Raw genomic sequence first — 21,674 nt, 5'->3', positions numbered from 1 at the left:
ACAAGGGCGCTGTTTTACAGCGCCAGATCTTCCAGGCGATCGCGAAACGAGGTGACGGCGATGGCGCGATTATCGGCCAGATAGCGATCTTTCGCCGCCGGCGCCGAGCTTTGCACCGCGATCAGCTGCCAGCCGTCGGCGGTATTCAGCAGTAACGGTGATCCGCTGTCGCCCGGTAGCGTGTCACACTGGTGCGAAAGCACGGCGTTTTGCGCCCAGCCGGTGATGAGGCAATCGCTGTGAGAATAGAGCGTATCAAGATGATCTTCGGGATAGCCCGCCTGCGTCACCTTGCGGCCGGTGAGTTTTAGCGCGGCGGTTAAATCGCTGCGACTGCCGCTGAACAGCGGAATCGGCGTAATGCCAGAAGGGGGGTTACGCAGCACAATCAGCCCATAATCGAAGGGTGCCGCCTTTGCCGGGACAATCCAGCCTTCGCCATCTGCCTTGAGTTTTTTTGCTAAAGAGGGCTCAACGCGTGCTTCCACATCATGAATTTCGTAACGCCAGCCTTTCGCATTGGCCATAAAGCGCACCGCAACCGGCGGGTCAAACTTTCCCGGCGGGGTGAGCAGGCAGTGGCCAGCCGTCAGGGCGAGATGCGCGGAAATCAGCGTTGCGGTGCAGAGATTGCCGCTCTCCGTTTCAAGCTGTCCAATCGCTTCCCACGGCAGAGTTGCCGGGTCGGTGATGGCCACACGGTCATCTTTGCCAAAAAAAAGCGTACGGGTGTCGTTTGCATCAGGTGCATCGTCATCAGCGTGGCTGGTAAAAGAAACAGAGCACAGTCCAACCAAAAACAGAGCAGATAGGCGCATAGTTCTCTCAGAAGAGCGTAAGTACCAACAAATAGTAGATTGTCGCAGATGCGTTAACTATAGACGGTGCAAAGTGAAACAGGGAGTTTACTACGAAATATCAGCACGCTACAGCGTTCAAATATAGCAGCAGGCGGCCGCGATCCCACAGAGGATCATCACAAATAAAATGATTTCGAAGCGATAGCGACGGGCCATTTCCGCGCCTCCATTAAACAAACACCCGGCATAACCGGGTGTTTCGCTGATACCATTACGTCTGCATGAAACTTATTTAGCAGCGGTTTTCTTAACAGCTTTGTGATGCTTTTTAGCCGCCTGCGCTTTCTGCGCTACAGGTTTTTTGGTGGCTTTATGATGCTTTTTAGCCGCCTGCGCTTTCTGTGCTACAGGTTTGGTCGCTGCTTTGTGGTGCTTTTTAGCGGCCTGAGCTGTCTGCGCTACAGGTTTTTTGCTGGCTTTGTGATGCTTCTTAGCCGCCTGCGCTTTCTGGGCAACAGGTTTTTTAGCGGTTTTCTTGTGCTGCTTAGCGGCCTGCGCTTTCTGAGCAACGGTTTTCTTCGCCATTTTATGATGCTTTTTAGCAACATGTGTGGTGTGGGTAGTTGCTGCAGCTGAATCTGTTGTGGCAGGAGCGGCGGTAGTTTCAGCAGCAAACGCAGCTGAAGAAAGACCCATTGCAGCGGCGACAACCAGAGTTACTAATTTTTTCATCGTTAAACCCTCAAAAGTGTTTTTCATGTAGCAGCCCACTGCGGGGCCGGTGAAAAGACTATATGAGAAGCGATGACAAGTTTCCGTGAGTGTTTGGTATCGGCGTGTAACCGATTGTACAGCGGTGGGTAAGCAGCAACTCAAAGGGAGAGATAAAGGCGGCCCGCAGGCCGCCGAAAAGCTTATGCGCCGAGGTAACGTGTTTCAAGATGCTGACGGAACCAGTGCGGATTGAGCGGCTCACCGGTGGCATTAACCATCAGCTGCTGTGTACTGAAACGGCTGCCGTGCTGCCAGATGTTCTGCTGCAACCAGTCGAATATGGGCTGCAGATCGCCACTTTGGATCAGGCTGTCGAGCTGTGGCAGCGCACGTTTGACCGCCTGGAACAGCTGCGCCGCATACATCGCACCCAGCGTGTAGGTAGGGAAATAGCCAAAGGCGCCGTCGGTCCAGTGAATATCCTGCATGCAGCCGTCACGATAGTTGCCACGCGTATCAAGATTAAGATAGGCCATCATCTTTTCATCCCACATAGCAGGAATATCGTCTACCTCGATTTCCCCTTCGATCAGCGCACGCTCGATTTCGTAGCGCAGAATGACGTGTGCCGGATAGCTCACCTCATCGGCATCGACGCGAATTAGGCTCGATTTAACCCGCTGCGTCAGGCGAATGTAGTTGTCTGCATCCAGCGCGGGCTGGTCGCCGAGCTGCGCTTTGATTTGCGGCAGGATGAGCTGCAGGAAAGGGGCGCTGCGGCCGAGTTGCATCTCCATAAACAGGCTCTGCGACTCATGAATGGCGGTGGAGCGCGCCAGTGCAACCGGCTGGCCTGGCCACTGCTTCGGCAGGTTCTGTTCATAGCGCGCATGGCCCGTTTCATGGATGACGCCCATCAGCGCGCTGAGGAATTCGTTTTCGCTGTAGCGGGTGGTGATGCGGACATCTTCCGGCACACCGCCGCAGAATGGGTGCGCGCTGACGTCAAGTCGGCCCGCGTTGAAATCAAAGCCAAGCTGCTTCATTACCGCAAGACCAAGCTGACGCTGGCCCTCAACGGCAAACGGCCCCAGCGGAAAGTCGATCGGCTGCTGTGCCTGTTTTTCCTGCACTCGCTGCAGCAAATCGGGCAGCCAGGTTTTCAAATCGCCGAAGGTTTGATCGAGCTGTGCGCTGTTCATACCCGGTTCAAACAGGTCGAGCAGGGCGTCATAGCGTGAGCCGCCGTTGGCATCGGCACGCATCGCCGCTTCTTCCCGGCTGAGTTTTACCACCTCTTTCAGGTTGGCAGCAAAGCCCTGCCAGTCATTTGCCGGGCGCTGCTGACGCCAGGCGTGTTCGCAGCGCGAACCGGCGATCGATTTCGCTTCAACCAGTGAGGCGGGCAGCAGCGCTGCCTGTTGCCAGGCGCGGCGCATTTCGAGCAGGTTGGCGCGCTCCACGTCATTCAGCGACGCCTGTTCTGCTTCGTCCAGCAGCGCCGCGGTGCGTTTATCGGTGAGAATTTCATGCTGCAATACGCTGAGCTCAGCCAGCGCCTCGCCGCGCACGCGGCTACCGGCGGGCGGCATCATGGTCTGCATATCCCAGCCGGCAATAGCGGAAAGGTGGCCAAAGCGCGACAGGCGCAAAAAGGTAGCGGTTAGCTGCTGGTAGGCGGTGCTCATAACAGAACTCCCTGATTTATCTTTAATTAAACCTGCTGGATAGTACGCAAGGGTAGATCAACCGGCCAGCAAAAGCGAACGCTGGCGCCGCCCAGCGGGCTGCTTTCAATCAGTACCTCGCCATTAAATGCCAGCGCAATAGAGTGCACAATCGCCAGCCCCAGCCCACAGCCGCCGGTGGCGCGATCGCGGCTGGGATCAAGACGAACAAAGGGCTCAAACACTCGCTCGCGTTCCGCCTGCGGTATGCCGGGACCATCGTCTTCAACCTGCAAGCAGGCGAGCCCGCTGTCAAACCACAGGCTGACGCGCAGACGCTGTTGCGCATAGCGCAGCGCGTTGTTGATCAAATTATCCAGCACACGCTCCATCAGCCGGTTATCGGACAGGCCAATATTTTCACGCTGCGGCATATCCAGTTCGATATCGTGCTGCGGATTGAGCGAACGGGCATCCTCAATGCGTTCCCGTAGCCAGGCGGCGAGATCGACGCGCTGCAACTGGAGATCGACCCGGGGACGATCGAGACGCGCATAGGTCAGCAGCTCTTCAATCAGCGATTCCAGCTGGCCGATATCGCGATTTAGCGCCTGCGATTCGCTGGCGGTCAGGTTTTCACTCATTTCCAGTCGATAGCGCAGCCGCACCAGCGGCGTGCGTAACTCATGAGCAATGCCATCAATCAGCCGTTTCTTGCTGGCGACCAGGGTGTTGATATTATCGGCCATCTGGTTAAAGGCAATGCCCAACCGCAGCAGGCTGGAAGCGCTGTCAAAATGTATTCGTTCATCAAGATGGCCCTTACCAAAACGCTGTGCGGCCGCTTCCAGTTTTAACATCTCTTTCCAGTGTGGCCGCATCCAGATAAATACCGGCAGCGCCAGCGACACGCCGATAAACGCCAGCAGCGCGATATCCAGCAGGCGCATCTCATGTAAATAGAACAGATAGGGAATCGGTCCGACCACCAGCACATAGTGGCTGCGCGGAATATGCTGCAGAAAGGTGTATTGATCGTCCTGAGCAATGATCTCACCGGCGCGCAGACGGCGCAGCGTCGGCGGATCGAGCGTGAACTTGCTCAACGGCTCAATGTGCAGCTTAAACGACAGGTTGAGATCGAGATTCTTGATGGTTTTGTTCCAGTCACGGGGCGGGATCTCCCGCAGCTCGCTGCGCATCAAATACAGCGAGCTTTTCATCAGGTCATCCATCGACTGGCGTCCCGCGCGCTCGGCGGTAAATTTGTATACCAGCCCGACCATCATCGCCATGACCAGGAAGCAGACAAACAGCAGCAGGTAAAACTGAATAAATAACTTTCTCATGCCGATTGCCAGGCGTGCGGCGCAAACAGATAACCTTTATTGCGTATGGTCTTGATGCGATAGGGTTCAGTGGCGCTGTCGTTGAGCTTCTTACGCAGGCGCGATATCGCGACATCGATGCTGCGATCCATGCCGTCATAGCTGACGCCGCGCAGGGTTTTCAGTAGCGCATCGCGATTAAGTATCTGTCCGGCGTGGGTCGCCAGCTCCCACAGCAGATCAAAGTCGGCGGTGGAGAGCACAATCTCTTCGTCCTGCAGCTGAACCTGGCGATTCACCGGGTCGATGCTCAGCGTGCCAAATTGCAGCAGCTTGTGGCGGCTTACCACCGGTGCAATCTCTTCGCCGCTGCTGCTTGCCTGACGCAGATGCAGGCGCAGCCGTGCCAGTAACACCGCGGGCGGCGTGGTTTTCAGAATGTAATCGTTGGCGCCCATTTCCAGCGAAAGGATATGATTCATATCGCTGTCCAGCGAGGTCAGCAGCACGATTGGCCCCTGCCAGCTGGCGCGTAAATCGCGACACAGCGTCATGCCATCTTTGCCCGGCAGCATGATATCCAGCATGACCAGCTCCGGGTTTTCCCGCTGAATCACCTCTTCAGCGCGATCGCCGCGGCCCTCAACGATGACATGAATATCATGTCGGCCTAAATAGGCGGCAATCAGCTCGCCGACTTCAGCGTCATCTTCTACAAATACAATTTTATTCATCTTTATGAGCCATGGTCACCGATTAGCGCAGCATATCCTTTCTGAGTTTGCAGCTCTATTCATCAATATTAAATAACCTGCTATCTATAGTATCAAGCCCCTGGTTTGTGCCATCATTGGCAGCTGCAAGGGTGCAGACAGCAGTTTAACGGGATGAACGTGAGGAGAGCGAGAGTGTCTGACAAGGCGCCGGTAACGGCTGGAATTGGTGGCCGCATCTGCTTCAATTATATTGATTTTCTCTCCGCCTCGTGTAAGAAACGCTGGAGCTTTGTTGATGCCATTTACGGCGTCCTGCCTATCTTTGGCATGGTGACACGTCAGTCAGCCAGCACGCCACAGGCAAACAACGACCGCCTGAAAGAATTAGCATTACAAATCATTTCCACTCAGGTCAGCGATGAGATCAATCTCGCCCGCCTGGTCACGCTGGCTGAGCAGCAGCAGATCGCTCAGTTTGATATTCTGCTGCCGTACGCGCTATCCGATAAACAGCTTGCCGCCATCCATCAGGAATATGGCAAACCGCTCGAGCTGTCGCAACAGGATGAGCGGCTTACCGTGTTAATTCCTGCCGTCGCGCACTAACGCAGCAGCATCCATACCGCCGGCACTGCCGCCACAATCAACAGCACCATCAGCGCTTTTTCCGCGATATGCAACGGGCTGGTGCCGCGTCCGCCACGACGGGCGAACAGGAACAGCAGCAGCCCCGGCGCGTAAAGCACCACGGACATCAGCAGATGCATCGGCCCCGATGCGTAGAGCAGCCACAAACCATAAATCGTCGCGCCTGCGGCAACAAACAGCACTTTGGGTTTGCCCGCCGCCACTTTCCACAGATACAGCCCAACCAGCAGATAAGGCACCAGAATCATCTCTGAGGCGATGGTCAGCAGCGTGTTGTAATCAGCATGGGTCAGGGCAATCAGAATCAGGCAAATTTGCACGCTGCCGTTGGTGAGCCACAGTGAAGCGGCCGGAGCCTGACGGGCATTTTGCTTGCTGAGTGAACGCGGGAAGGCACCCTGTTGGGCGGCAATAAACGGCACTTCAGCGGCCATGATAGTCCAGCTGAGATAGGCGCCACAGACGGAAATCAGCAGCCCAACCGCGATCAGCACATGACCGCCACCGCCCAGCAGCAGCGCCATCAGGCCACCCATTGAAGGGTTACGCATTTCCGCCAGCTCAGCGCGCGGAATAATGCCCAGCGACAGCATCGTTACCAGCAGGTAAACCACCAGCGCTGCCAGCACCGCTAACATGGTGGCGCGGCCAACGTCGCGCTTATTGCTGGCGCGCGATGAAACCACCACCGCGCCTTCAACGCCAATAAATACCCATAACGTAATCAGCATGGTCTGCTTTACCTGCTGCCAGACCGGCTGGCCCAGTTCAATGCCGGTGAAATCGAGGCGGAACTTGTCGAGGTTAAACGCGGCAATCGCCAACACCACAAACACCGCCAAAGGGACCAGCTTGCCCAGCGTGGCCAGCAGATTGATGCCCGCCGCCGTCTGTACGCCGCGCAATACCAGCCAGTGCACCAGCCAGAGCAGCACCGAGGCGCCGATCATCGATTGCCAGGTGTTGCCGTCGCCGAAAATCACCCGATCGGGCGTGTCGGTAAAGAAGCTGAAGGCGGAAAAGACAATCACCAGATAGGAGACGTTGGCGATCACCGCGCAGAGCCAGTAGCCCCAGGCGGAGCAAAAGCCCATCACTTCACCAAAGCCAGCGCGCGCGTAGCTGAAAATGCCGCCGTCGAGTTCAGGTTTGATGCGCGTCAGCAGCAGCATCGCCATCGCCAGCATCACAATGCCGACCCCGGTAATAGCCCAGCCAATCAGGAGCGCGGCCGGGCTGGCCACCGCCGCCATGTTTTGCGGCAGGCTGAAAACGCCCGCGCCAAGCATCGAGCTGAGTACCAGTGCGGTTAGCGCGGTAAGACCAAGTTTTTTTTCCAAAATGCTGTCCTGCGTTGGCCTGTTATACGCCAACTGTGCCGTTAAAAATCATCTGTTCGGGGCAAAGGTGCGCCGACTTATCGGCGGCTGATTCTACGGAGAGCGACAGGCAAGTGCAATGCATGGATATGCAGAAAAGACTGGGGATGAAGCAAAAAGGGCAGCATAAATGCTGCCCGAAGTGAATTACTTGAACAAATCGGCGGTAACAGTGAGGTTACCACCGCTTTGGTTCTGCCACTGACGCGTGATGTGATAATACTTCGCGCCCTTGGCGGCACCGCGTTTCGCCACTTCTTCTGAAATTTGAGTTGGCGTGCCGAAGTGACCGGTAAAGGTAACGGTATCAAAGGGCTGCATTTGCGCCGCGCTGATGGCGTTAACTTCCTGCACCGACTGGCCATTTGGCAGATTGACGGTATAACGTTTGCCGGTTGAGCTCTGCGTTTCATAAAAACGGCCCACGCTGGCGCTTGGGGTTTCTGACGAGGCAACGCCCGGCAGTTCAACCTGTTTCGCCGCCGCACCGCCCGCCGCCAGTGCCGCTTTGCCCGCTTCTGAATCACGTGGGATCAGGTTTGGACTCTGCACCGCACGTTTCTTCGCGTCGGCTTTGTAAACATAGGCGGTAACGTACTGGTTGCCGCCGTTGTTGGCATCAATTTGACGAACGATAAAGAATGACTCCGCGCCTTTTTCTTTGGCGGCTTTGGAAATGGCATCATTCACATCGGGCTGGCTGCGATAGAACCCGCTTACTGAAACGGTATCAAACGGCTCCAGCTGATACGCCTCGGCCTTTGGCAGTTCACGTACACCGTTGAACTTGCGGTAGGTTTGCTTATCGCTGGCAGCAGGGGCATCGGCACGATAGAGATCGGCAGTCACACGCCAGTTGCCGCCGTTGCCGTTGGTATCGTTAATACCCTGAATATAGTAATACGCCGCGCCCATCTCATCGGCACGTTTGGAGACCGCGTCGCTGGCGTCGCCGATGGCATTAAAACGGCCGCTGACATTAATACGTTCGAATGGTTGCAACGTGGCCGCTTTCTCTGGCGAAATCTCCTCGGCTGCCCAGGCATTTGCCGCCAGCAGCGTTAACAGGGTTGACGCCAGAATGGAATTCTTCAGCTTCATATAAAGTGTCCTTCGCCTTACGCAAAAAAGATCAAAAACGCACCGGTCTGCACCGCCCACAATATCGGCTTTTCATTTTACTGCCTCACCGTCCTGTGATTTTTCTGCCCGGCCGTGCTGTGGAGAAACGCGGTTGTCGAGAGGGTCAGTTATCTGCACGAGGGAATAGACGACGGCATCTGCGCCGCCGGAGGCGGTAGCCACCATAGCAGACGGCCGATCCCTCCGCAAGACGGCGCGCAAGGCATAATATTTATCGCTAAGCCGAGGATAACGAATTAAATAATGTCATAAAGCGGTGATAGTGTTGCTGATCGTTTCCTCGCTTATTTCGCAATGCCTTATTGTGAAAACATTGTGCGATTTTATCTTTTTAATGATTTTCATCGCACCAAAAAATAACAAATTACCGCGCATAAAATAACAATTTCGCAAAATATCTCCTCTGCGACGGCACATTAACCACCTGGCGTGGTTAGACTTAACGGAAAATCAGCTAACTAGCTGTTAAGTATTTGTTTTTTATCAGCAGTAAATCATCTTCGACACGATTCGGCTCAGCAGAATATGTCAGTAAATAGCCCATTCACCGCAGAGCAGGATAGTGCAACGCGACAATTCGACAATATAAAGGCAAAAACTTCCTGCCTGGCGATAAGCAATAGATCGCTATCCCGAATTTCAGTAGCTTATTAACAGTTTGATACAGGTCGTATCACGCTAATTCAAAACGCTATATAACAAGATATCGTTCATTTGATGAAAGGGAACATTATGTTGATTGGTGTACCGAAAGAGCGGCTGCCCAATGAATCCCGCGTGGCGGCAACACCGAAAACGGTGGAGCAGCTGATCGCGCTGGGTTTCAGTGTGGCTATTGAAGCGCAGGCGGGTCAGCGGGCGAGCTTTGACGATCGCGCCTTCAGTGAGGCGGGCGCCAGCGTGGTCGACACGGCTACCGTCTGGCAGTCAGAGATTATTCTCAAGGTTAATGCGCCAACCGACAGCGAAATAGCGCTGATGCGCGCGGGTACGCTGCTGATCAGCTTTATCTGGCCAGCACAGAACCCAGAGCTGATGGCGAAGCTGGCCGCGCAACAGGTCAGCGTGATGTCGATGGATGCAGTGCCCCGTATCTCGCGAGCGCAGTCGCTGGATGCGCTAAGTTCAATGGCTAACATTGCGGGTTACCGCGCCATTGTCGAAGCGGCCCATGAGTTTGGACGCTTCTTTACCGGCCAGATCACCGCGGCGGGTAAAGTGCCACCGGCCAAAGTACTGGTCATTGGTGCAGGCGTGGCCGGGCTAGCGGCGATTGGCGCGGCGGGCAGTTTGGGCGCTATCGTACGCGCGTTCGACACGCGGCCGGAGGTCAAAGAGCAGGTGCAGAGTATGGGTGCCGAGTTCCTTGAGCTGCATGTCGAAGAAGAGGCGGGCAGCGGTGATGGCTATGCCAAAGAGATGTCACCGGCGTTTATTGCCGCTGAGATGGCGCTGTTCACCGCTCAGGCACGTGATGTCGATATCATCGTCACCACGGCGCTGATTCCGGGCAAACCGGCACCGGAGCTGATTACCGCAGAAATGGTGGCCGCGATGAAACCGGGCAGCGTGATTGTCGATCTGGCAGCGCAAACCGGCGGAAACTGCGCCTTAACCCGCGCGGATGAGATCGTGGTGACGGATAACGGTGTAAAAATCATCGGCTACACCGATCTGCCCAGCCGCCTGCCGACGCAATCTTCTCAGCTTTATGGCACTAACCTGGTCAACCTGCTGAAGCTGCTGTGCAAAGAGAAAGATGGCCGCGTGACCATTGATTTCGACGACGTGGTGATCCGCGGTGTGACCGTGGTGCGCGACGGCGAAGTGACCTGGCCCGCGCCACCGATTCAGGTTTCAGCCGCGCCAAAAGCTGCTGCACCGAAAATCGCGGCGATCGAGGTTCAGCCGGCCAAACCCGCTTCACCGTGGCGTAAATATGGCCCGATCGCGCTGGCGATTGTGCTGTTTGCTTCGCTGGCTAACGTCGCGCCCGCCGAATTTCTGTCGCATTTTACCGTGTTTGCGCTCTCCTGCGTGGTCGGTTACTACGTGGTCTGGAACGTCAGTCATGCGCTGCATACGCCGTTGATGTCGGTCACCAACGCCATATCCGGCATCATTGTGATTGGCGCAGTGCTGCAAATTGGTCATGGCGGCTGGGTCACGTTCTTTGCTTTTGTGGCGGTGCTGATTGCCAGCATCAATATTTTCGGTGGTTTCACCGTCACTCAGCGCATGCTGAAAATGTTCCGTAAACACTGAGAGGTAACAGCATGTCTGGCGGATTAGTGACTGCAGCATACATTGTTGCCGCAATTCTTTTTATTTGTAGCCTCGCGGGGCTGTCAAAGCACGAGACCTCGAAGCAGGGCAATCTTTTTGGCATGAGCGGCATGGCGATTGCGCTGCTGGCCACCATCTTCGGCCCTTACAGCGGCAATGTTGGCTGGGTGCTGGTGGCGATGGTGATTGGCGGCGCAATCGGTATTCGGCTGGCTAAAAAAGTAGAAATGACGCAGATGCCGGAGCTGGTTGCGGTGTTGCACAGTTTTGTTGGCCTGGCCGCGGTGCTGGTCGGCTTTAACAGCTATCTCGATCATGCACCAGGCCTGCTGCCGGTAATGGAAAACATCCATCTTACGGAAGTTTTCCTTGGCATCTTTATCGGTGCGGTGACCTTTACCGGCTCGATTGTTGCCTTTGGCAAGCTGCGCGGTAGCCTGTCGTCGAAACCGCTGATGTTACCGCATCGTCATCGGCTTAACCTGCTGGCGCTGGTGGTGTCGTTTCTGCTGCTGCTGTGGTTTGTCAGCACCGGGAGCACCGGTGCGCAGGCGTTTGCCTTGCTGGTGATGACGGTGATTGCTCTGGCATTTGGCTGGCATCTGGTCGCTTCAATCGGCGGCGCGGATATGCCGGTCGTGGTGTCAATGCTCAACTCCTACTCAGGCTGGGCGGCGGCGGCGGCGGGCTTTATGCTAAGCAATGACCTGCTGATTGTCACCGGCGCACTGGTAGGATCGTCCGGTGCCATCCTCTCTTACATCATGTGTAAGGCGATGAACCGCTCGTTTATCAGCGTGATTGCCGGCGGTTTTGGTACCGACAGCAGTGCAGGAAGCGAAGCAGAAGAGGCGGGCGAGCACCGTGAAATCAGCGCGGCTGAGACCGCCGAGCTGCTGAAAAACAGCAGTTCGGTAATTATCACCCCCGGCTATGGTATGGCGGTGGCGCAGGCGCAGTATCCGGTGGCTGACATTACCGCGCGTCTGCGTAAGCGCGGCATTAAGGTGCGCTTTGGTATTCATCCGGTAGCAGGGCGCTTGCCTGGCCATATGAACGTGCTGCTGGCCGAAGCCAAAGTGCCTTATGACGTCGTGCTGGAGATGGATGAGATCAACGATGATTTCAGCGACACTGACACGGTACTGGTCATCGGGGCCAATGATACGGTGAATCCGGCGGCGCAGGACGATCCACGCAGCCCGATTGCCGGGATGCCGGTGCTGGAAGTGTGGAAGGCGCAGAACGTCATCGTGTTTAAGCGCTCAATGAACACCGGCTACGCCGGGGTACAAAATCCGCTGTTCTTCAAAGAGAATACGCAGATGCTGTTCGGTGATGCCAAACAGAGCGTCGAGGCGATTCTGAAAGCGCTGGAAGCGTAGTCAGGCCATAAAAAACGGGGCGTTAGCCCCGTTTCTTCATTACACCGTCATATCGACAGCTTAATCCTCTTCATCATTATCCAGCGCAATCGGCGAGACAAAATCATCTGGCTTAATTGCCAGCAGATCGCAGCGCAAATGATCGATCACCTGTTCGGCCGTGTTGCCGAGGAAGGCGGCTGATAAGCCGGTGCGACCAATGGTGCCCAGCACCACCACGCCAGCGTCAAGCTGCAGAGCAATCTCCGGGATCACCTCTTCAGGCATACCTTTTGCAACGTGGGTAAACTCTTCGCCGATGCTGAACTTCTGACGCAGCGCTTTCATGGCTACCAGGTGCTGGCCGCGAATGGCGTCGTTATAAACGCTGGGATCAAAATCGGGCAGCTCGATAGCAATATTGATTGGCGTAACCGGATAGGCGCCGACTAAATGCACCTCGGTATGGTTAACCATTTCGGCCAGCTGAGTGGTTTCACGAATCAGCTTCTGATTCAGCGCATCATGATGCGGCTCTTCGCTGGCTAAGTTGACCGCCACTACCGCTTTGCCATTCACCGGCCACGGCTGGTCTTTCACCATCCATACCGGGCAAGGGCATTTGCGCAGTAAATGCCAGTCGGTTGGAGTAAAGATTACCGCCTCCAGCCGATCGTGCTGGTGGGTCATTTTCAGCACCAAATCGTGCTGATGGCTGAGCACTTCCTGAATAATCGCCTCGAACGGACGATTGTGCCAGATCACTTTGATTTCAATATCGACACCGGCTTCAACGTAGGCCGCTGCCTGCTCGCGAATCCACTCGGTGCGCTGACTGATCACCCCTTTGCGCATGTTGGTGCGCTCATCTGGCGACAGCAGGGTGGTCATTTCATAAGAGAAGTCATAGATGGGCAGGAAGGCCTTGATTTTGCCACCAATGCGTTGATTGAGGTAAACCGCACGGCGCAACGCTGGCTGATCGTCCTGCTGGGGATCGATGGCAACCAGGATATTATTGAATTTAAGCATGATGGCAACTCCTTACTCCAAAGCTAGTCTGGTTTAAAGATAGCCTAAGTAGGGTCGCGGAAGAAGTGAAAAAGTTCCAGCCGGATCAATAAAATAACATTTATTGATCCGGCACGGAATCAAGCTGCGCCGCGGCTTTGTCCAGCCAGTTCAGCCAGCATGGCGTGATTTTCGATGGTGATATATTTGCCTTTCACCGCCAGCATACCGCTCTTCTGAAAACGTCCGAGCAGGCGGCTGATGGTTTCTACGGTCAGGCCAAGATAGTTGCCGATATCGCCGCGCGTCATGGTCAGACGAAACTCGCGCTGAGAAAAGCCGCGCTGGCCAAAACGGTGCGCCAGACGCCAGACAAAAGCGGCCAGACGCTCTTCCGCGTTCTTTTTCGACAGCAGCAAAATCATATCCTGATCGCCTTTGATTTCGCCGCTCATCAGTCGCATCATCTGCTGACGCAGCGCCGGCATCTTGCCGGAGAGGTCATCGAGCGTCTCAAAAGGAATCTCGCACACCATGGCGGTTTCCAGCGCCTGCGCAAAGCTTGGATGCTGCGCATTGCCGATGGCATCAAAGCCGACTAAATCCCCGGCGAGATGAAATCCGGTGATCTGCTCGTCGCCCTGTTCGGTGATGGTGTAGCTTTTGATGGTGCCGGAACGAATGGCGTAAAGTGAACGCAGTTCGTCGCCCGCCTTGAACAGCGTCTGGCCTTTTTGAATAGGCTTTTTGCGCTCAATAATATTGTCCAGTTGATCCAGTTCGTGTTCGTTCAGAGTGAAGGGAATGCAGAGTTGACTAATGCTGCAATCCTGGCAGTGAATTGCACAACCACCAGATTGAATGCGCCGAATAATTCTCTTTTCCGGGATCATAATGTACGCTCGACGATAATTGACTGACATCAATTTTAACATTTTCCCCTATCAGAATAAACCGATAGCCGGACAGGAAGGCATATAAATTACAGGGATTTTTTGATTAAAAAGCCAACGGTTTGATCTGAGATAAGGTTTTCTTATTTTATTGCCGATTGCGAGCGTCGCCGAGAATTCTTCGGTTGCCAGTTGAGGCAATCCGGCGGGGTTTGCTAAACTTTCGCGGTTGTCTGTGAACCAGGCCCATAGCGCAGGCCTTAGCGGCGTGAGAGGAAACCATGATCCTTGATGATAAAAACCTGTTCCTGGACGCCATGGAAGACGTCACACCACTGAAAGATTGTGCCAATATTCACTGGCTGAAATCACCTACCCCCAAATTAACGCGTGCGCAACACGAGCAGGCGCTGGTAGATAACTTTCTTACTCGAGATTTTATTGATGTGATCCCGCTGGACACACCGCTGGAATATAAAGCGGAAGGCATTCAGCAGGGCGTGCTCGATAAACTGCGGTTAGGCAAATATCAGCTGGACGCCAGCCTGAATCTGCGGCGTCAGCCAGTGGAGAGCTGCCGTCAGGCGTTGTTCAATTTTATGATTCAGGCGCGCAAGGACAATCTGCGTAACCTGCTTATTATTCACGGCAAAGGGCGCGATGACGAATCGCACGCTAATGTGGTGCGCAGCTACCTCGCCTGTTGGCTACAGCAGTTTGACGAGGTGCAGACTTACTGCGCCGCACAGCCGCATCATGGCGGCTCGGGCGCGCTGTACGTTGGCCTGCGTAAAAGTGAGCAGGCGCGGCTGGATAATCGCGAGCGGCACGCCAAGCGCAGCCGTTAGCCGGAATGGCATTTGCGGATGGTCGCCAGTAAAATCTCGCCGCTCAGGGTCAGCGCGTGGCCGGTGCGGGTAATAATGCCCACCGGCTCGCCGGGACCGCTGGAGGCGATCGGCAGCGCAACCATCGCGTTATGCGTTAAATCTTCCTTAATTGCGCCAGAAGGCACAAACCAGACGTAGTTGTAACGCTGCGCCAGCTGCCGTGCCAGCGAGGTCGATGAGGTCTCCACGCAGTGCGTTGGCAGTGAACATTGCTGCTCAGCCATCATCGCTTCTGCAATGCGACGCGGTGCCGTGCCCTCCGGCGAAATCACCACCGGCCACTGCAATGCGCGTGACAACGTCACGTTGTCGTTAAGCAGGGGATGATCGGGCCTGACCACCAGCTTCAGCGATTCGAGAAACAGCAGTTCATAGGTGAGGCCGGTCATCATGTCGGCGTCCGCCATGCGCCCAATCGCCACATCAAAATCACCGCCTTTCAGGCCCGCCAGCAGCACGTTGTTATGCAGCGTGGCCACCTGAACGGTGGTTTGCGGTTGCTGTTTGTGAAAGCGATCGAGAATCAACGGCAGCATGCCCATTGCCGCGGTAGTCAGTGCGCCAAGGCGAATGATTTCTGGCTGGCCTTCCACCGCCGGGCTGAAGCTTTGCCCGGCATGATTCAGCGCGTCAAGCACACGCACGGCATGGGTGAGAAACTGTTCACCCATAGTAGTGAGCTGCGCGCCAAGTCGGCCCCGTTCGAACAACCGTGTCCCGGCCAGCTCTTCCAGCTCGTTAAGCGTTTTGGAAAGGGCAGGCTGACTAAGATTCAGCGTCTCTGCGGCGCGGCCTAAAGTGCCTTGCTGCGCAACGGCAACAAAGGTGTATAAGTGGCGCAGGCGGATGCGCTGATTAAAAATATAGTTTTTGTCCATAGCTGCAAATTAGTGAATGCAGGGCCGGTCAGGCAAGCAACAAAACTCCGTTTTGTTAACCTTATTGCAAAATATATTTAACATTTGCGCGTCAGCGTCAAAAATAGCAGTAAAAGAGAGACTTAGCTCAAAATCCACCTCTGCTGCATAAAAGCCAAATTATTAACCTTTTGGAATACAGTAGCTTGAAATGCTGTTGCATTGAATAATTCTCATTATTATTAAAATCCGCAGGCGGGATAGTTAACGATCCGCTATCATAGCGGCCAAATTTTTTACCAAAACTGATGGCGGTAAAAATGCTATTTCCAGGCTCGAGCCAGGCTGAGGCGATTGATGTTCGCCAACTTATTAATCAGAGCGCGTTGAGCGCCTGGCAGAAAAAAATCATCGCGCTCTGTTTTATCGTGGTGGCGCTGGATGGCATGGATATCGCGCTGATGGGCTTTATCGCGCCGTCGTTACGCGCTATCTGGCAGGTCAGCAATCACCAGCTAGGTATGGTGATCAGCGCCGCGCTGATTGGCCTGGCGTTGGGCGCGATTTTTGCCGGGCCGCTGGCCGATCGCTACGGCCGTCGCATGATTATCATCTTCAGCGTGTTCTTTTTTGGCCTGTGGACGCTGGCCACCGCCATGGCCAATTCCATCGAACAGATGATGCTGTTCCGCTTCCTCACCGGCCTGGGGCTGGGCGCAGCGATGCCCAACGTCGGCACGCTGGTGGCAGAGTTTTCCCCCGAGCGTCGGCGCTCCTTTATTATTACCGTGGTGTTCTGCGGCTTCACCTTTGGTGCGGCCGCCGGTGGCTTTGCGGCTTCGTGGCTGATCCCGCGCTATGGCTGGCACTCTGTGATGCTGTTGGGCGGTATCCTGCCGCTGCTGGTGTTGCCGCTGCTGATCCTCTTTTTGCCGGAATCGGTGCGCTTCCTGATTTCTCGTCACGCACCCGCCGAGCGTATTCATCAGATTCTGTCGCGTCTGCTGCCGGGCACCACCCAGGTGGGCGATCGTTACTGTCTGCCCGATCCGCGCACTCAGCAGCAGGGCGCCATCAGCACCGTACTGTCGCAGCAATACCTTTTCGGCAGCCTGATGCTGTGGGGCAGCTATTTTATGGGGCTGTTTCTGGTTTACCTGATTGGCAGCTGGCTGCCAACGCTGGTCAATAACGTAGGCATGACGGTCACCGAAGCGGCGATTATTACCGCCATGTATCAGGCGGGCGGCACCGTTGGATCGCTGTTTGCGGGTTGGCTGATGGATCGTTTCAACGCCAATCTGGCGCTGGCCGCGATCTACTTTTGCGGCGGCATCGCCATCGTGACGCTGGGCTTCAGCCCGGCGCATGCCGCCATCATGAGTGGCATCGCCTTCTGCAGCGGCTTCTGTTTCAACGGTGCTAATACCGGCATGAACGCGCTGGCCGCCAGCTATTATCCCACGCATGCCCGCGCGACCGGCTCCAGCTGGATGCACGGCGTGGGCCGCATCGGCGCCATTCTTAGCGCCTTTGCCGGTGCTGAAATGCTGACGCTCGGCTGGAGCTTCAGCCAGGTTTTCCTGCTGCTGGCGATCCCGGCGGTGTTAACCACGCTGATGCTGATGGCTAAAAGCCGCTTTGCCAGCTGATTTTTTTGCCCGCTTCATCCGGAAGCGGGCCTGCTCTGTTGCCAGCCAATCTCCCCCCGACTTACTCTGCAAATCGCCCCACAACATGGACAAGACCGCTGCTGACGGAAATAATAAGCAGAGGTAAAGCCATGGAACAGAAAATGAAAAATCAGCAGCACATCACGGTGAATACCGCCGAAGGCCAACTGGCGGGCACCGCCGAGGGAGAGATCGCGGTATTTAAAGGCATCCCTTACGCCGCGCCACCGACAGGCGAACGTCGCTGGCGACCACCGGCTGCGGTCACGCCCTGGCACGGTTGCCGTGATGCTTTGGCCTGGGGCAGCGCCAGCTGGCAGAGCCGTGAGGTGTGCATGGAAATTGGCGGCGGCGATCCCGCTTTGCCGGATGAAGACTGCCTCTATCTCAATGTCTGGACGCCGGAAATTGAACCGGTTCGCCCTTTGCCGGTGATAGTCTGGATCCACGGCGGCGGCTACGCGCTGGGTGCTGGCTCGCTGGCACCCTACAGCGGTAAACCCCTGGCCGCGCGCGGCGTGGTGATGGTGACCCTTAATTATCGCCTCGGCCATCTCGGCTTTTTTGCACATCCGGCGCTGGATGCGGAATATCCGGCGGGCAAAACCATCAATAATTTTGCGCTGCTCGATCAAATCGCCGCGCTGCAGTGGGTGCAACGCAATATTCCCGCTTTCGGTGGCGATCGCCACAACGTCACCATCATGGGTGAATCTTCCGGCGCGCGCAGCGTGCTGTCGCTGTTTTGTTCGCCGCTGGCGCAGGGGCTGTTTCACAAAGGCATTGCGCAGAGCGCCTATGCACTGCCTGATGTATCACGCACTGAAGCGCTGGCGCTAGGCGAAAAAGTTGCCCGTCATTTCTCCCTTGAGCAGCCCAGCGCCGAACAGCTGCGCGCTTTGCCAGCCGAGGCGTTGACCCTGCTGCCGCCGGGCATGCGCATCGGGCCGACGCCGATTGCCGGGGATGCGGTATTGCCGTTGCCCATGCTCAAGGTGTTTGCCCGCGCCCGGCAGCATAAATTGCCGATATTGATCGGCAGCAACAGCGACGAAAGCAGCGTGCTCGACTATTTTGGCGTAAACGCCTCGGCGCTGGTGGCGGATCTGCGTCGTCGTCGTCGGCCGGTTTACAAGCTGCTGAACTGGATGTATGACCTGCATGACGATCGCGCACTGGGTCGAGCAGTATCACGCGATATGGCTTTTACCGCGATGAGCCAGCTGGTGGTTGCCGCGCAGTGCCAGGTGGGAATGCCGGGCTGGCGCTACTGGTTCGACTATGTTTCCGAACGTTCGCGCGATCTGTGTCCTGACGGCGCGTGGCACGGCGCAGAGATCGTCTATACGCTCAATACGCTGGATCAGGTGCCGGCCATTGAAGCTGGTCGGGAAATCACCGACGGCGACCGCGCCTTTGCCGAAGACGTGAGCCAGTACTGGCTTAACTTCGCCCGTTACGCCACGCCGTTCTCCTCAACGCTGGAGGGCAAGGTCGCCTGGCCTGCCTGGCGACCGGATAATGACATCACCCTCTGTCTGGGACGACAGGGCGAGGCACATATCTCGCTGAAAGAGAACTTTATGAAGCGTCGGCTGCGTATTCTGTCGCTGTTTCGCCGGGCGATGGTAAAACTCAAATAACCATACTGATGCCGTGGGTAAATAGTGCCGCGACGTTTTTTCTTACATTTTCTTTCTTTGCTGCCGATAACCTGCTTAATCCCGCGTGTGTCGGGCAATAACAGTATGGGTCAGCAAGGAACTCATTATGGCAATTCTTAAAAACTTCTCTATTCGCAGTGTCATGTTGTGGATACTCGGCGTTTTTTGTCTGCTTTGGTCAGGGGTTGGTCTCTACAGCGTGCATGCGCTGGGTAAACTGGGCGACGGTAACACCGTTGACCGTCAGCTGGTGTCGCAAATGACCCTGCTGAGCAAAGGCAATGACCAATATTTTCGTTTCATCACGCGCCTGTCGCGGGTGATGGACGGTGCCGCCGCCGGCAAAACGCCACAGGCCGCCGATTACGCGCCAGCCGCCGCCGCGCTTGATGCGATGGAAGCGCAGCTGGTAAAATTTAAAGCGGGCGCGCCCGGCCCGATGGACGCGGCTACGTCAGCTGCGGTGATCGACAGCTGGCAGAAGCTGCTTGATGCCGGCATTGTTCCGCAGATGACGCTGGCCAAAAGTGGCGATCTGGCGGCGTTTCGCACGCACGCCAGCAACGTAACGCCGGCACTCAGCCGCGCTTTCGGCGCCAGCGCTGAACAGTACAATCAGCGTGCCAGCGAATTACTCGATCAAACGCGCGTCACGGTGGATCGTCTGACTGATATCACTAAATCGATCATCATCGCGGCGGTGGTTTTTGGTTTGGTGATCCTGCTGTTCACCGATCGTTATCTGGTCACCATGCTGGTGCGTCCGCTGGATAAAATTCGCCAGCATTTCCAGTTTATTGCCGATGGCGACCTCAGCCATCCGGTACAGGAATTTGGCCGCAACTGCGTCGGCAAGCTGGTGCCGTTACTCAACGCCATGCAGGACAGCCTGCGTGATGCGGTGAGTGCCATTCGCAGCGGCACCGACAATATCTATCGCGGCGCGGCCGAGATTTCGATGGGCAACAACGATCTCTCCTCACGCACCGAACAGCAGGCCGCCGCGCTGGAGCAGACCGCAGCCAGCATGGAGCAGCTCACCGCCACGGTGAAGTTCAACGCTGACAACGCGCAACAGGCGAGTAGCCTGGCACAGACCGCCACCAAAACCGCCAGCAAGGGCGGCGAGCTGGTCAACGACGTGGTGCAAACCATGCAAGAGATCACCGGCAGCTCGAAGAAAATTGCTGAGATCACCAGCGTGATCAACAGCATCGCCTTCCAGACCAATATTCTGGCGCTAAACGCGGCGGTAGAAGCGGCGCGCGCCGGTGAGCAGGGCCGTGGCTTTGCCGTGGTTGCCAGCGAAGTGCGTAATCTGGCGCAGCGCAGTGCCGGTGCTGCCAAAGAGATCGAAACGCTGATCAGCGAATCAGTACAGCGCGTCGACAAAGGCTCTCAGCTGGTGAATGCCGCGGGCAGCACCATGGATGAGATGTTAAAAGCGGTGTCTGACGTGAATGAGATCATGAAGCAGATCGCCGACGCGTCGCATGAGCAGAGCAAAGGCATTTCGCAGGTGGGCACCGCCGTGGCGGAAATGGACAGCGTGACGCAGCAGAACGCCTCGCTGGTGGAAGAAGTTTCCGCCGCCGCCGGTGCGCTGGAGCGTCAGACCGAAGAGCTGCAGCGTTCAGTGGCGCGTTTCCGGCTGGCACCCCAGGCCGCTGCGGCACCGGTTGCCGCTCCGCAAACACCACTGCGTCCGCGTCTTGCGCCCACTGCCGCTGCCAGCAGCAGCGATGAGTGGGTGTCGTTCTGATTAATTGCCCTGGAGCCAGGCGATCAGTGCCGCTTGGTTTGCCGTGGTCTCCTGGCGCCGATACAGTACGCTGTAGACGGCGCCGGTTTTCACGCTGGCGCTGAACGGCGCATGCAGTCGGCCGCTCGCCAGATCGGCCTGAATCAAGGTCACATCGGCAACCGTCACCCCAAACCCCTGAATCGCCGCGCTGATCGCCAAATCCATAGTATCAAAGTATTGATTACGCGCCATTTTCACCTCGGCCCGCTGCGCCTGCAGCCATAAACGCCAGTCAATATCATCCTGCGTCGGGTGTAAAAAGGTCAGGCGGGAAAGCGCCGCCAGCGACAGCGTGTCGCCATCCAGCAGCGAGCGGCTCACCACCGGCGTCAGTGTCTCCGCAAACAGCACATCGGCCTGATCCAACTGGGCACCATACAGAATGGCGGCATCAAAGCCGTCCAGCTGCTGGCTGTGATCGAGCGTCGTGGTTAACGCCACCTCAATCTCAGGATGCTGCTGTTCAAACGCCATCAGCTTAGGTAGCAGCCAGCGCAGGGCGCAGGTGGGCGCTTTTAACGTCATGCGGGCGCTCTGGCTGGTGGCCTTATCGGCGGCGTCGGCAATCAACGCAAAACCCTGATTCAGCTCGGGCAGCAACGCCGCACCGCGCGAGGTGAGATAAAGCCCGCGCGCATGGCGCTCAAACAGCGAAAACCCCAGCCAGGCTTCCAGCGCGGCGATTTTACGGCTCACCGCACCCTGCGTTATGCAGAGTTCCTGCGCGGCGCGCGTCAGGTTGAGATGGCGGGCAGTGACCAGAAAGGCGTGCAGGGCGTTCAACGGCAGCGGGCGGCGAGGCATGATCATCCTTAGCTATGAGTTTTTTGCATGGCT

At 56.3% G+C, this 21,674-nt stretch carries 19 protein-coding genes; 7 read left to right on the top strand and 12 right to left on the bottom strand.

The window, feature by feature from the left end; all coding sequences use genetic code 11:
- Positions 1-14 precede the first annotated feature (14 nt).
- The 6 genes from EM595_RS09355 to rstA all read right to left on the bottom strand — a co-directional run bounded on the left by EM595_RS09355 (position 15) and on the right by rstA (position 5,243).
- The gene (locus tag EM595_RS09355) at positions 15-818 is read right to left on the bottom strand and encodes a trypsin-like serine peptidase (protein ID WP_067430812.1); all 804 of its coding nucleotides are present in this window, start codon (positions 816-818) and stop codon (positions 15-17) included.
- A gap of 117 nt (positions 819-935) precedes the next feature.
- The gene (gene ydgU / locus EM595_RS21580; protein ID WP_473213621.1) at positions 936-1,016 is read right to left on the bottom strand and encodes a small membrane protein YdgU; all 81 of its coding nucleotides are present in this window, start codon (positions 1,014-1,016) and stop codon (positions 936-938) included.
- A 72-nt stretch (positions 1,017-1,088) separates the two neighbouring features.
- Positions 1,089-1,532: an acid resistance repetitive basic protein Asr gene (gene asr, locus EM595_RS09350; RefSeq protein ID WP_067435332.1), complete on the bottom strand. Its 444-nt coding sequence runs from the start codon at positions 1,530-1,532 to the stop codon at positions 1,089-1,091.
- Between the two features lie 182 nt (positions 1,533-1,714).
- Positions 1,715-3,202, bottom strand: a complete 1,488-nt coding sequence (locus tag EM595_RS09345; protein WP_067430809.1) for a carboxypeptidase M32 — start codon at positions 3,200-3,202, stop codon at positions 1,715-1,717.
- 26 nt (positions 3,203-3,228) lie between these two features.
- Positions 3,229-4,530: a two-component system sensor histidine kinase RstB gene (gene rstB / locus EM595_RS09340; RefSeq protein ID WP_067430806.1), complete on the bottom strand. Its 1,302-nt coding sequence runs from the start codon at positions 4,528-4,530 to the stop codon at positions 3,229-3,231.
- Positions 4,527-5,243 (bottom strand): two-component system response regulator RstA, encoded by a 717-nt coding sequence (gene rstA / locus EM595_RS09335; protein WP_067430803.1) that lies wholly within the window; start codon positions 5,241-5,243, stop codon positions 4,527-4,529. Before rstA ends, rstB begins: the two co-directional genes overlap by 4 nt.
- Positions 5,244-5,417: 174 nt before the next feature.
- Here rstA and EM595_RS09330 point away from each other — a divergent pair, with 174 nt between their 5' ends.
- Positions 5,418-5,831, top strand: coding sequence for a hypothetical protein (locus EM595_RS09330; protein WP_067430800.1), 414 nt, complete (start codon positions 5,418-5,420; stop codon positions 5,829-5,831).
- On the opposite strand, the gene EM595_RS09325 is transcribed toward EM595_RS09330, so the two are convergent.
- Positions 5,828-7,213 carry an amino acid permease gene (locus EM595_RS09325; RefSeq protein ID WP_067430797.1) on the bottom strand — a complete coding sequence of 462 codons (1,386 nt, stop codon included), beginning with the start codon at positions 7,211-7,213 and terminating at the stop codon, positions 5,828-5,830. The genes EM595_RS09330 and EM595_RS09325 overlap by 4 nt on opposite strands.
- A 186-nt stretch (positions 7,214-7,399) precedes the next feature.
- Positions 7,400-8,353 carry a DUF1471 family protein YdgH gene (gene ydgH / locus EM595_RS09320; RefSeq protein WP_067430794.1) on the bottom strand — a complete coding sequence of 318 codons (954 nt, stop codon included), beginning with the start codon at positions 8,351-8,353 and terminating at the stop codon, positions 7,400-7,402.
- Positions 8,354-9,127: 774 nt separating this feature from the next.
- Here ydgH and pntA point away from each other — a divergent pair.
- Both pntA and pntB read left to right on the top strand, forming a co-directional pair.
- A complete protein-coding gene (pntA, locus tag EM595_RS09315) occupies positions 9,128-10,660 on the top strand; it encodes a Re/Si-specific NAD(P)(+) transhydrogenase subunit alpha (RefSeq protein WP_067430791.1) in 1,533 nt (510 codons plus the stop codon).
- Between the two features lie 11 nt (positions 10,661-10,671).
- Positions 10,672-12,066, top strand: a complete 1,395-nt coding sequence (gene pntB, locus EM595_RS09310) for a Re/Si-specific NAD(P)(+) transhydrogenase subunit beta (protein WP_067430788.1) — start codon at positions 10,672-10,674, stop codon at positions 12,064-12,066.
- 60 nt (positions 12,067-12,126) lie between these two features.
- On the opposite strand, the gene uspE is transcribed toward pntB, so the two are convergent.
- Both uspE and EM595_RS09300 read right to left on the bottom strand, forming a co-directional pair.
- Entirely contained in the window at positions 12,127-13,077 is a 951-nt protein-coding gene (gene uspE / locus EM595_RS09305; RefSeq protein ID WP_067430785.1) for a universal stress protein UspE, read from the bottom strand.
- 119 nt (positions 13,078-13,196) lie between these two features.
- Positions 13,197-13,949, bottom strand: a complete 753-nt coding sequence (locus EM595_RS09300; protein WP_067430782.1) for a fumarate/nitrate reduction transcriptional regulator Fnr — start codon at positions 13,947-13,949, stop codon at positions 13,197-13,199.
- 281 nt (positions 13,950-14,230) lie between these two features.
- Here EM595_RS09300 and smrA point away from each other — a divergent pair, with 281 nt between their 5' ends.
- Entirely contained in the window at positions 14,231-14,797 is a 567-nt protein-coding gene (gene smrA / locus EM595_RS09295; protein ID WP_067430779.1) for a DNA endonuclease SmrA, read from the top strand.
- Here the strand turns inward: smrA and EM595_RS09290 are convergent.
- On the bottom strand, positions 14,794-15,717 hold the full coding sequence (locus EM595_RS09290) for a LysR substrate-binding domain-containing protein (protein ID WP_067430775.1): 924 nt from the start codon (positions 15,715-15,717) through the stop codon (positions 14,794-14,796). The genes smrA and EM595_RS09290 overlap by 4 nt on opposite strands.
- A gap of 299 nt (positions 15,718-16,016) precedes the next feature.
- On the opposite strand from EM595_RS09290, the gene EM595_RS09285 reads away from it, so the two are divergent.
- The 3 genes from EM595_RS09285 to EM595_RS09275 all read left to right on the top strand — a co-directional run bounded on the left by EM595_RS09285 (position 16,017) and on the right by EM595_RS09275 (position 20,795).
- Positions 16,017-17,348 (top strand): MFS transporter, encoded by a 1,332-nt coding sequence (locus tag EM595_RS09285; RefSeq protein ID WP_067430773.1) that lies wholly within the window; start codon positions 16,017-16,019, stop codon positions 17,346-17,348.
- Between the two features lie 143 nt (positions 17,349-17,491).
- Positions 17,492-19,012, top strand: coding sequence for a carboxylesterase/lipase family protein (locus EM595_RS09280; RefSeq protein ID WP_067435329.1), 1,521 nt, complete (start codon positions 17,492-17,494; stop codon positions 19,010-19,012).
- Between the two features lie 127 nt (positions 19,013-19,139).
- Positions 19,140-20,795 (top strand): methyl-accepting chemotaxis protein, encoded by a 1,656-nt coding sequence (locus tag EM595_RS09275; RefSeq protein ID WP_067430769.1) that lies wholly within the window; start codon positions 19,140-19,142, stop codon positions 20,793-20,795.
- Here the strand turns inward: EM595_RS09275 and EM595_RS09270 are convergent, their stop codons facing one another.
- Positions 20,796-21,641: a LysR substrate-binding domain-containing protein gene (locus EM595_RS09270; RefSeq protein WP_067430766.1), complete on the bottom strand. Its 846-nt coding sequence runs from the start codon at positions 21,639-21,641 to the stop codon at positions 20,796-20,798.
- Between the last annotated feature and the right edge of the window lie 33 nt (positions 21,642-21,674).

Source organism: Duffyella gerundensis (genome assembly GCF_001517405.1).
In the GTDB taxonomy this organism is placed as follows: Bacteria; Pseudomonadota; Gammaproteobacteria; order Enterobacterales; family Enterobacteriaceae; genus Duffyella; species Duffyella gerundensis.
This window is presented reverse-complemented; position numbering and strand designations above follow the sequence as displayed.

What these genes read in the sequence shown, in the direction of transcription:
- EM595_RS09355 (WP_067430812.1), bottom strand. Translation starts at nt 818, where the DNA reads ATGCGCCTATCTGCTCTGTTTTTGGTTGGACTGTGCTCTGTTTCTTTT.
- ydgU (WP_473213621.1), bottom strand. Translation starts at nt 1,016, where the DNA reads ATGGCCCGTCGCTATCGCTTCGAAATCATTTTATTTGTGATGATCCTC.
- asr (WP_067435332.1), bottom strand. Translation starts at nt 1,532, where the DNA reads ATGAAAAAATTAGTAACTCTGGTTGTCGCCGCTGCAATGGGTCTTTCT.
- EM595_RS09345 (WP_067430809.1), bottom strand. Translation starts at nt 3,202, where the DNA reads ATGAGCACCGCCTACCAGCAGCTAACCGCTACCTTTTTGCGCCTGTCG.
- rstB (WP_067430806.1), bottom strand. Translation starts at nt 4,530, where the DNA reads ATGAGAAAGTTATTTATTCAGTTTTACCTGCTGCTGTTTGTCTGCTTC.
- rstA (WP_067430803.1), bottom strand. Translation starts at nt 5,243, where the DNA reads ATGAATAAAATTGTATTTGTAGAAGATGACGCTGAAGTCGGCGAGCTG.
- ydgH (WP_067430794.1), bottom strand. Translation starts at nt 8,353, where the DNA reads ATGAAGCTGAAGAATTCCATTCTGGCGTCAACCCTGTTAACGCTGCTG.
- pntA (WP_067430791.1), top strand. Translation starts at nt 9,128, where the DNA reads ATGTTGATTGGTGTACCGAAAGAGCGGCTGCCCAATGAATCCCGCGTG.
- pntB (WP_067430788.1), top strand. Translation starts at nt 10,672, where the DNA reads ATGTCTGGCGGATTAGTGACTGCAGCATACATTGTTGCCGCAATTCTT.
- uspE (WP_067430785.1), bottom strand. Translation starts at nt 13,077, where the DNA reads ATGCTTAAATTCAATAATATCCTGGTTGCCATCGATCCCCAGCAGGAC.
- EM595_RS09300 (WP_067430782.1), bottom strand. Translation starts at nt 13,949, where the DNA reads ATGATCCCGGAAAAGAGAATTATTCGGCGCATTCAATCTGGTGGTTGT.
- smrA (WP_067430779.1), top strand. Translation starts at nt 14,231, where the DNA reads ATGATCCTTGATGATAAAAACCTGTTCCTGGACGCCATGGAAGACGTC.
- EM595_RS09290 (WP_067430775.1), bottom strand. Translation starts at nt 15,717, where the DNA reads ATGGACAAAAACTATATTTTTAATCAGCGCATCCGCCTGCGCCACTTA.
- EM595_RS09285 (WP_067430773.1), top strand. Translation starts at nt 16,017, where the DNA reads ATGCTATTTCCAGGCTCGAGCCAGGCTGAGGCGATTGATGTTCGCCAA.
- EM595_RS09280 (WP_067435329.1), top strand. Translation starts at nt 17,492, where the DNA reads ATGAAAAATCAGCAGCACATCACGGTGAATACCGCCGAAGGCCAACTG.
- EM595_RS09275 (WP_067430769.1), top strand. Translation starts at nt 19,140, where the DNA reads ATGGCAATTCTTAAAAACTTCTCTATTCGCAGTGTCATGTTGTGGATA.
- EM595_RS09270 (WP_067430766.1), bottom strand. Translation starts at nt 21,641, where the DNA reads ATGCCTCGCCGCCCGCTGCCGTTGAACGCCCTGCACGCCTTTCTGGTC.